The 10034-nt window shown below is 32.9% G+C and carries 7 protein-coding genes and 2 rRNA genes; 5 read left to right on the top strand and 4 right to left on the bottom strand.

Going from position 1 to position 10034, the window contains the following annotated elements:
- From C8P70_RS13170 to C8P70_RS13160, 3 genes are all read left to right on the top strand, one after another.
- A 23S ribosomal RNA gene (locus C8P70_RS13170) occupies positions 1 to 185 on the top strand; the annotation flags it as partial.
- Positions 186 to 327: 142 nt separating this feature from the next.
- Positions 328 to 437 (top strand): 5S ribosomal RNA (gene rrf / locus C8P70_RS13165).
- 197 nt (positions 438 to 634) lie between these two features.
- Positions 635 to 2560: a polysaccharide biosynthesis protein gene (locus C8P70_RS13160; RefSeq protein ID WP_133713773.1), complete on the top strand. Its 1926-nt coding sequence runs from the start codon at positions 635 to 637 to the stop codon at positions 2558 to 2560.
- On the opposite strand, the gene C8P70_RS13155 is transcribed toward C8P70_RS13160, so the two are convergent.
- Positions 2557 to 4206, bottom strand: coding sequence for a MutS-related protein (locus tag C8P70_RS13155; protein ID WP_133713772.1), 1650 nt, complete (start codon positions 4204 to 4206; stop codon positions 2557 to 2559). The two genes, C8P70_RS13160 and C8P70_RS13155, sit on opposite strands and share 4 nt — an antisense overlap.
- Before the next feature lie 95 nt (positions 4207 to 4301).
- Positions 4302 to 5597, bottom strand: a complete 1296-nt coding sequence (metK, locus tag C8P70_RS13150) for a methionine adenosyltransferase (protein WP_133713771.1) — start codon at positions 5595 to 5597, stop codon at positions 4302 to 4304.
- A gap of 381 nt (positions 5598 to 5978) precedes the next feature.
- Here metK and C8P70_RS13145 point away from each other — a divergent pair, with 381 nt between their 5' ends.
- Entirely contained in the window at positions 5979 to 6623 is a 645-nt protein-coding gene (locus C8P70_RS13145) for a carbonic anhydrase (protein ID WP_133713770.1), read from the top strand.
- Between the two features lie 5 nt (positions 6624 to 6628).
- The gene (gene can, locus C8P70_RS13140) at positions 6629 to 7279 is read left to right on the top strand and encodes a carbonate dehydratase (protein WP_133713769.1); all 651 of its coding nucleotides are present in this window, start codon (positions 6629 to 6631) and stop codon (positions 7277 to 7279) included.
- Positions 7280 to 7284: 5 nt separating this feature from the next.
- On the opposite strand, the gene C8P70_RS13135 is transcribed toward can, so the two are convergent.
- Both C8P70_RS13135 and rimK read right to left on the bottom strand, forming a co-directional pair.
- Complete coding sequence (locus C8P70_RS13135) at positions 7285 to 8445, bottom strand: LETM1-related biofilm-associated protein (protein WP_133713768.1); 1161 nt, start codon at positions 8443 to 8445, stop codon at positions 7285 to 7287.
- A 27-nt stretch (positions 8446 to 8472) separates the two neighbouring features.
- On the bottom strand, positions 8473 to 9837 hold the full coding sequence (gene rimK / locus C8P70_RS13130; protein WP_133713767.1) for a 30S ribosomal protein S6--L-glutamate ligase: 1365 nt from the start codon (positions 9835 to 9837) through the stop codon (positions 8473 to 8475).
- Positions 9838 to 10034 lie beyond the last annotated feature (197 nt).

Below are 10034 nucleotides of genomic sequence, written 5' to 3'. Positions count from 1 at the left end.
GCCAGGGGCATCGCAGAGTAGCTACGTTGGGCAGGGATAAGCGCTGAAAGCATATAAGTGCGAAACCCACCACAAGATTAGATTTCTTTAAAGGGTCGTTGGAGATGACAACGTTGATAGGCTACAGATGTAAAGGCAGTAATGTCACAGTCGAGTAGTACTAATAGCCCGTACGCTTATGTGCACTCTCCCTGTCTTAGGGATGGGGAGAGGGCGTCTTTCTATTCAGGATAGGGTTATTCTATCTGTGAGTTTTATTGTTTTTTTGTGGCATGTTTTTTCAGTATAGTTAACCATATAAGTTACTTTTAGTAGTAGCTGCCGAATCAGGGTGGTTATTGCGGCGGGGTCCACCTCTTTCCATTTCGAACAGAGCAGTTAAGCCCGCCAGCGCAGATGGTACTGCCGCAAGGTGGGAGAGTATGTCGCTGCCCTTCTTTTGAAAATCCCCTTCACATTAGTGTGAAGGGGATTTTTTGTTGGAGGAAATTTGTTATACTCTTTAAGTTTTGAGAAATTAAAATATTTTTATACTGTTCTATAAACTAATCTTATTGGCTATTATCATAGATAAATACAGTTTTTAGATTATATTTGCTAAAAAAAAATATTAGCTATAATTTACTAGTTTGTTATGAATAGAGCTTTAAAAAAACAACTTAGGAGAGATACTCCCAGAGGTATTATTTTTACGATTGATCTCCTAATCGTTTTTACTACTTATATTATATCTAATCTTTTTCTATCTAACTTTTTTGGCAATTTTGAAATTTCTTTGCTGTTTTCAAAACTTCCGCTAGTATTACTTTGTTATATATTAAGTTTTTGTATTTTTAAATCATATAAAGGAGTAGTTAGACAAACTAATATTAAAGATATTGAAACTATTTTTTATACTTGTTTATTAGCTTCTTTTTTATTGACTATTATAAGTTTTCTTCAAAGAAATGATATTATTGAAGAACAGGAAGAATATTTACGTTATTCCTATTCTTTTATTTTACTGCATTTGTTTTTTACATGTGCTATGATGGTGCTAGCTCGTTTATTTTATAGTCAATTTTACAGAACATATATCTTAGATGTTCGAACTTATAAGAGGGTAATGATTTATGGTGCGGGAGATTCAGGTATTATTACAGTTGGAGTTTTGCAATCAGACACTAAGGTAAAAACTCAGATAATAGGATTTATAGATGAAAGTAAAACGAAAATCGGAAAGAGTATTGGGGGATATAAAGTATATAGTCCTGCTGTTATTACAGAGGAGTTTCTTTTATCTAATCGGATAGATGATATTATTATTTCGATTCAGAATATTCAAAGAGACAGGCTTAATGAGATTTCCGAAATGTTAGAAGGGTTGCCTGTTAAAATTAAAATTATTCCACCAGCTACAGATTGGTTAGATGGAAAGTACTCTAATCGCCAGATAAAACATCTAAGAATAGATGATTTGCTGGGGAGAAAGGCAATAAAATTAGATAATCCTATTGTTGCTCAAGAAATAAAAGACAAGGTGGTATTAGTTACCGGTGCAGCGGGTTCTATTGGCAGTGAGATAGCTCGTCAGATTTTTAACTTTGATTTTAAAAAACTGATTTTGATTGATCACGCAGAGTCTCCTCTATATGATGTACAGCAAACAATGTGCTGTAAGCATAAAAACGATGTAGTTTTTATTGTAGGCAATATACGAGATTCCCGTAAAATGTTTGAGATTTTTAATGAGTATAGACCTGATATGGTTTATCATGCGGCTGCTTACAAACACGTTCCGCTAATGGAAACTTTTCCTTATGAGGCTATTCATACAAATATAAAAGGAACAAAAGTTATTGCTGATTTATCGGTAGATTTTGAGGTAAATAAGTTTGTTATGGTTTCAACAGACAAAGCCGTTAATCCTACGAATGTTATGGGAGCAACAAAGCGAGCTGCTGAGCTATATGTTTCTTCTTTAAAAGGTAACAAAACAAACTTTATTGTAACGCGCTTTGGAAATGTTTTGGGATCAAACGGATCTGTTATTCCATTGTTTAAAAGACAGATTGAAGAAGGAGGACCTTTAACTGTCACGCATCAGGATATAACTCGTTATTTTATGACGATTCCCGAAGCTTGTCAGCTTGTATTAGAAGCTTCTGTCATGGGAAAAGGAGGTGAGATATTTGTTTTTGATATGGGAAAATCTATTAAAATATTTGATTTGGCTAAGCGAATGATTCGTTTAAGCGGATATAATTATCCTAATGATATTGATATTAAAATAACGGGGTTGAGACCAGGAGAAAAAATTTATGAAGAACTTTTAGCTGATGATGAGAACACTGTAAAGACACATCATGAAAAGATAATGATAGCAAAGGTAAGTCATCAGGACTTGTCTGTCATCAAGAAATTTATAGAGGACTTGTGTGCTGAAACTTTAACTTATCAAGATAAATCAGATGCCATGATTTTGGTGAAAAAATTAAAAAGAATTGTACCTGAATTTAAATCTCAAAATTCTGTATACGAAACATTAGATATAGATACTGATACAGTAAAAGTTGTTTAAGAGAAAAAAGTTTGTTTTACATATAAGGCTTCTGTCGTTATTTCTTTAGGATAATTGTGGAGTTCTAAAATCTTGATAGCGTTTTGTGTTTTTAACTTTCCTGATTTTATTTTGTAATCAAAATGTAAATTGTTGTTCAGAATTTGTTCGCTAAAATGATAAACAGCATAGTTTTTATCTTGTAATAATTCTACTAATTCCAAATCGTGAGTAGCTACCATTACAAAGTGTGGAGATTGATTGAGATAGTTTAAAATGGCAAAACCTCCCGAAACCCGTTCTTGTGTATTTGTTCCTTTAAAAATTTCATCTAAAACAAAAAGACACGGAGTTGTGCTCTCTTTTAAATCTACAAACTTTTTTATAGTTAATACTTCCTGAAGATAATAGCTGGTATTGTTTAATAAATCATCAGAAATACGAATCGATGAATGAATCTTGAAATAAGGTGCACAATACTTTTTAGCAAAGCAAATACCTATTGTTTGTGCTAAAATACTGTTGATAGCAATGGTTCGGATAAATGTTGTTTTGCCAGACATATTGGAACCGGTAAGTAATAAACTTTGATTGTGAAGTGATAAATCATTTGGAATACTATCAAAGATAAGTGGATGATAAATCCCCTGAAAAGTAATTTGTTTATTTAGTGTAAATTCGGGTTTGCAAGTTGTGGTTGGTTCAGCTTTGAGAGAGCTTATCGTCTGAGCTAAATCCAGTTTTCCAATAAAAACAAACAGTTCGTGCAGGCTTTTTCTATGTCTGTAAAAATCACCAATCAAGCTGTAAAAGGCAATATATTCTAAATTGAAAGCAACTTTTAAAAATTCAATCGGCATCCACATCAATATAAGCCATTCATTGTCCAGCTTTTTTTCCATATTGATAAAAGTAGATTTTTGCTCAATTGTATTTAGCTTTTTGATAAAAGTTTGGTGGTTGGAAATATTCTTTATTTTTTCGTCATTCAGTATTGTTTGGGCAACTTTATAGGTACGTTTAAACTGATTTATAGCATACAGATATTCATGCACAACCATTTTGTTTTTGTAGTGTATAAAGAGATTAAGGGCTAAAATCGGTATTAAAAAAATAAAAAGGATTGGAACGTAAAAAGTAAACAAAATAAAAAGTGCAAAACTGAACGAGAGAATGTAGGCTGATTTTAAGTATTTGGATTTGGGAAAAGTCTGATTATTAAAAAGCGTTTCAAAATAATATCCTTCTTTATTATTTAATAGAAGAAGCTGAGCTTGAATTTTTAATCTGAAATTTTCATCTTCGTTAAAAAAATTGATGAGTTCAGTTAGTTCTATATCTTCATTTTGATTCGGAATTTCGCGTATTCTATTGTACAAAAACTGTTGACCTATGGATGATTTTGTGCGGTCAATGTATTCGAATAAATCATCAAGATCCAAATCATTGACAGTTTGTTCCGAAATTTTTTGATAGGTATTTTCACTAAATGCATAATTGTTGTGATAGCGCTTAATCCTCTCAAAGTCAAAAAAAGTATCTTGTTTTGGTTTTCCCCACTGTTCTTTTAATCTTGAATATAGTTTCTTAATTTTATTTTTTTGTATTTGAAGATTCCAAATGTAGATAGAAGTCAAAAGGATGGAAAAGAATATAACCCAATTCATAATACCTATTGTTTGATTAAAAGACTAATTTAAACAAATATTTGGTTGGTTATAAGATAAAGCAAAGGGCATTTTAAAATGCCCTTTGCTTTATCTTATAAAAGTTTAAACGCTTGTTTAATATCGGATACTCTATCTAATTTTTCCCAGGTAAACAATTCTACTTCAACTTCTTTTGTCTCACCTCCGGGTCTGGTAAAAGTTTTTTTAACCGTTTTTGGTTTTCGCCCCATATGCCCGTAAGCAGCAGTTTCGCTGTAAATAGGATTTCTCAATTTGAGATTTTTCTCAATAAAATAAGGACGCAAATCAAACAACTCTTTTACTTTTTTGGCTATTTCACCATCAGTCAAATTCACTTTTCCAGTTCCGTAAGTATTGATGTACAATCCGGTTGGTTTTGCCACGCCAATAGCGTACGAAACTTGAACTAATACTTCGTCTGCGACACCGGCCGCTACCAGATTTTTGGCTATATGGCGCGTAGCATATGCTGCACTTCGGTCAACTTTACTAGGATCTTTTCCGGAAAAAGCTCCGCCTCCGTGTGCGCCTTTTCCGCCATACGTATCAACGATAATTTTTCTACCAGTTAAACCTGTATCTCCGTGAGGACCTCCGATTATAAAAATTCCCGTTGGATTGATTAAATATTCTATTGCTTCGGCGTTTTCAAATAAATACTTGTACTGCGGATATTTAGCCAATACTTTTGGAATCAGAATTGATTTAATATCGTTTTCTATCTGTTTCTGCATTGCTTTTTCAGAAGCTTTTTTAGCTTCGGCTGTATTGTTGTCTGGTTTTATAAACTCGTCGTGTTGAGTAGATAAAACGATGGTGACAATGCGAACCGGAACATTATTATCGTCATATTCAAGCGTAATCTGGCTTTTTGCATCTGGTCTTAAATACGTAATATCCTTGTTTTCTCTTCTGAGTTCAGCTAATTCCTGTAATAATTTGTGTGATAAATCTAACGCCAAAGGCATATAATCTTCAGTTTCTTTGGTTGCGTAACCAAACATCATTCCTTGATCTCCTGCACCCTGATCTTCTTTATTCTGACGATCAACACCTTGATTAATGTCTGCGGATTGTTCGTGAATAGCGGATAAAACGCCACAAGAGTTGGCGTCAAACATATATTCACTTTTTGTATAACCGATGCGCTGGATTACTTCGCGTGCGATTTGCTGTACATCTAAATAAGTTTGCGATTTGACTTCTCCTGCCAATACAACTTGTCCTGTCGTTACAAGTGTTTCGCAAGCCACTTTGGATTCGGGATCAAAAGCTAGAAAATTATCAATTAATGCATCTGAAATTTGATCTGCAATTTTATCAGGATGTCCTTCACTTACGGATTCTGAGGTAAAATAATAAGCCATAATTTTTTTATTTATACAATTAAAATAGAAGGAATAATGGCTAAAGGAAAGTATATGTTTTTCTGCTTTAGCATTTTTTACCGAGGTTGCAATCAGTACAAATTTTTCCTCCTTTAATTTCTAATGCAAATGTATTAACTATTTTTAAAATCAAAACAATTTTAATCTAATTTAAATAATACTTAACTATTATATATTTTTAGCTATCTGAATCAAAAGAGAGATATAACTTAAACAGTAGTTTGAAATGAATTAAAAAATAATTCAAAAAAAAGTTATATTATTGATTATTATGTAAAAAATAGGATATTAAAATATAAATATATTATTTAAAGGCACTTTCTTTATATATTTGCTGTTGAATTTTTAAATAGTAAAAGTATGAGATTACACAATGTAGAAGACCAAAAATCATTGACACCTCAACTGGCGTTATCTTTTTTGAAAGAAGGCAATAAGAGATTTGTTGCAAACTTAAAAGCGCATAGTAATTTGCTTGAGCAGGTAAATGAAACCAAGAACGGACAATTTCCGTTTGCCGTTATTTTGAGTTGTATTGATAGTAGGACTTCGGCAGAGTTAATCTTTGATCAGGGACTTGGCGATATATTTAGTGTTCGCATTGCCGGAAATGTGCTAAATGACGATATTATCGGTTCGATGGAATATGCTTGTAAATTGGCAGGATCTAAATTGATTGTTGTTTTGGGACACTCCAGATGTGGAGCAATAACGGGTGCATGTCATGGTACAGAACTTGGGCATTTGACAGATTTGCTGGCGAAAGTAAAACCTTCTATAGAATATGTAGAAAATACGCATAATGATATTGATATAAAATCTCAAGAAGGAATTGATTTGGTTACAGTTCACAATGTTGATTATACGATCGATCATATTTTGGATAAAAGTCCGGTTTTAAAAGCGATGTTTGAAGAAGGAGAAATAGGTATCGTAGGAGCATTTTATCAGGTAGAAACGGGTGAGGTAAACTTTATGAAAGAAAATTTTATTGACAAAAAATAATTATTTTGAAGCACAACGATTTCTATAAAAAAATACTAGATAACAACAAAGCCTGGGTTGAAGAAAAATTAGCTATTAACCCGGCGTATTTCAAAAGACTTAGCGAAAATCAGACGCCACCTTTACTCTGGATAGGATGTTCGGACAGTCGGGTTCCTGCAAATGAGATAATTGGAGCAGAGCCCGGAGATGTATTTGTTCATCGCAATATCGCTAATATGGTTATTCATTCCGATATGAATATGCTAAGCGTTTTAGATTATGCTGTGAATATTTTAAAAGTAAAAAACATAATCGTTTGCGGACATTATGGATGTGGCGGTATTTTAGCAGCAATGAAAAACGAATCTTATGGTTTAATCGATAATTGGATCAGGCATATAAAAACGGTATATCGCTTACATCATGTTGAATTAAATCAAATAGAAAATGAAACAGAACGTTTTAATCGTTTTGTAGAATTAAATGTGCAGGAACAGGTTTACGATTTAGCTAAGACTTCTATTGTTCAGCAGGCTTGGACACAGAAACAGGAATTAAGTATACATGGTTGGGTCTATGGACTAAATTCGGGGTATGTTACTGATTTGGAAGTGAATGTTACCAGTAATCAAGATTTGGACGAAGTTTATCAGCTGAAATTTAAAAAACTGTAGCAATATTATTTATTCTCATTGAACGAGGATGGAAGCAGGGAAGGGATGAATCGTAAAATAACAGGAAGCAGAATACTTCCGCCAGGTAGTAAGAAAAGGGCAAGAGAAGGTATAGTTTTGATAACTTCTATGATTTGGTTTTTTACGATCTTTTTTTCGTTTTCATCCAAATTTCTGTGTGTAGATTCGATCAGTAATGCCATTAGTTTAGTATTTTTCTGAATTTCTATAACCAATCTCTTTTTGTTTCGGATTAACAATAATTCTATGTAACTGACAGAATTTAAGACAGTATTGTTGAGCAAGCTGCTTGATCTAAAGTAATAGTAGTCAAAATTGTGTTTGGCAACAAAAAATAAAAAGTCACGTTTACTTATTTCTAAAATCTCTTTTTCAAGTTTTAATTCTGAGAAAGGAGAAATACTAAAATCGGGAAGAATAATTTCTTTGTTTATGTTGTTCCACGAATTGCATACAATAAAATCAGCAGTTAGATTTTTTTCTAAAACAGAATAGATACTCCCGTAATCATCCGGTAATATCTGTGTATTGTTTTTTCTTAAAAACTGTATAATCTTATATTCATCATTGTTGGTTTGTTCGTGTGTTTGCTCTCTTATTGCTATAATGATTTCAACTAAATACTCTGTTAAAAACTGATTATATATTCCTGGATCTACTGCTTTTATTAAATAAGCTTCAAATGTAAGTATATCAAGAGAAAGTAAAATTGTATTTAAAACAAAATCGTTGTTTTTAGAATGCAAAAAAAAGTGTTCTTTCCATCTGTAGGACAAAATTTTTTCCAGATTAGTGTATGAATTGTTTTCTTCCGTAGATGCTGAAAATAAACCTTTTTTACTATGCAAAAGCAATTGATAAAACGCAATAACGATTTTTACAAAATCTTTCGTAGTTGATTTAGGATTATTGATAAAATAGCACTTTTCCAGTAATTGTAGAAAACATATTTTAGAAAGCTCTTCTTGCGTATAATTAAAGCTATTGTAAATTTCTGGCAAAGCCTCGAGGTCTATTGTGCCAAAACTGAATCCAATTTCTCTTATTTTATCAGAGATGTCATTGTAATTATCAGAGTTAAAAATACTGTATTTTTCACTTTCTGAAAAATATTTCTTAATCCAGCCGGATATTGATGGATTCATATTATAACAACTAATTATTTAAAGTTTTTACCATTTGATTTGTTTTTCAATGGCTTTTATCATTTCTGAAGCAATGTCTTTGTTAGTAGCACCTTCAATTCCTTCTAAGCCCGGAGAGGAATTAACTTCAAGTAGCAGAGGTCCTTTGGCTGATCGGATAATATCAACACCGGCTACTTTTAGATTCATAGCTTTTGCTGCTCTGATGGCAATCTTTTTTTCTTCTGGAGTTACTTTTATAACAGATGCTGTACCACCTAAATGAATATTAGCTCTAAATTCGCCAGGAACAGCTTCTCGCTGGATAGCTGCTACCACTTTTCCATCAATTACAAAGCAGCGAATGTCTTTTCCGTTTGCTTCTTTAATAAATTCCTGAACTAAAATATTTGCATTTAGGCTTTTAAATGCATTAATCACACTTTCTGCTGCTTTTTTTGTTTCTGCTAAAACAACTCCTTTACCTTGGGTTCCTTCTAAAAGTTTTACAATCAAAGGACTGCCTCCTACCATTTTAATCAAATCGTTGGTGTCGAGCGGAGAATTTGCAAAACCGGTTGTGGGAATATCTATCCCGTTGTTGAGGAGCAACTGCAGAGAAAACAGCTTATCCCTTGACTGTGCAATCGCAGCTGCACTGTTTAAACTATATACTTTTAGCGATTCAAAATGACGTGTTAAGGCACATCCGTAATAAGTCATACTTGGTCTGATACGCGGAATTACAGCATCAAAATCGTTTAAAATTCTACCGCCTCTATAATGTATTTCGGGTTGTGTTGCATCAAGCTTCATATAACAGTATTTAAGGTTGAGAAAGTGCATCTCATGGCCTCTCAATTCTCCAGCTTCTATAATTCGCTTGTTGCTGTATAATTCAGGATTACTCGCTAAAAGACCAATACGAAGCCCTTTTTTATCGTTTTTGGGTTTGCTGTAATATTCGTTTAGTTTTTCAGGAGTTGGATTACCTAATAGAAAATGCTGTTCGGGGTCAACTAAAATGCGTCCGCTCATAGCTTCTCTTCCCAACAGCATTCTATATCCCATAGAATCTCTGTTGGTAAGGGTTAATTCTATATCCCATGTACTGTTGCCAAAATTAATATTGGTTTTGATAACAAATCTGGACTCTCTTGTTCCGCTAGAGCTTTTTACTATTCTTTTATCTATAACTTTTGCTTCGCAATGAATAATTGTCTTACCATTGTTTTGAAGAGGATTCACGTCAAATTTTACCCATTTTTCATCCTCTCTGTCAAATGGCACAATATTAATTGCATGTAGAGCAGAGGTTTTTGCACCAGAATCAATGCGAGCCTTAATAGCGGGAATATTAAGAGCAGGAAAAGAACACCATTCTTCACTGCCTACAATAAGTTTTTCAAGCATAATCTTTATTTATGATGCGAATGTAGCGTAATAAATTTAATGCTTCCTATTTTAAAATGCAAAAATATCAGCGATTAAAAAAAGATGTCTTTTTAGACTAGGAGTGGTCGGAAGAAATTCTGACCACTCTTTTTTTATATAATAGGTACTTTATTAGGATCTCCTCCTGTTAAAGCTACAATAAGCGCAATAATCAA

The organism is Myroides indicus (assembly GCF_004364575.1).
Taxonomy (GTDB): domain Bacteria; phylum Bacteroidota; class Bacteroidia; order Flavobacteriales; family Flavobacteriaceae; genus Flavobacterium; species Flavobacterium indicum_A.
This window is presented reverse-complemented; position numbering and strand designations above follow the sequence as displayed.

Excerpts from the sequence above, each read along its gene's own strand:
- C8P70_RS13160 (WP_133713773.1), top strand. The coding sequence starts at position 635 with ATGAATAGAGCTTTAAAAAAACAACTTAGGAGAGATACTCCCAGAGGT.
- C8P70_RS13155 (WP_133713772.1), bottom strand. The coding sequence starts at position 4,206 with ATGAATTGGGTTATATTCTTTTCCATCCTTTTGACTTCTATCTACATT.
- metK (WP_133713771.1), bottom strand. The coding sequence starts at position 5,597 with ATGGCTTATTATTTTACCTCAGAATCCGTAAGTGAAGGACATCCTGAT.
- C8P70_RS13145 (WP_133713770.1), top strand. The coding sequence starts at position 5,979 with ATGAGATTACACAATGTAGAAGACCAAAAATCATTGACACCTCAACTG.
- C8P70_RS13135 (WP_133713768.1), bottom strand. The coding sequence starts at position 8,445 with ATGAATCCATCAATATCCGGCTGGATTAAGAAATATTTTTCAGAAAGT.
- rimK (WP_133713767.1), bottom strand. The coding sequence starts at position 9,837 with ATGCTTGAAAAACTTATTGTAGGCAGTGAAGAATGGTGTTCTTTTCCT.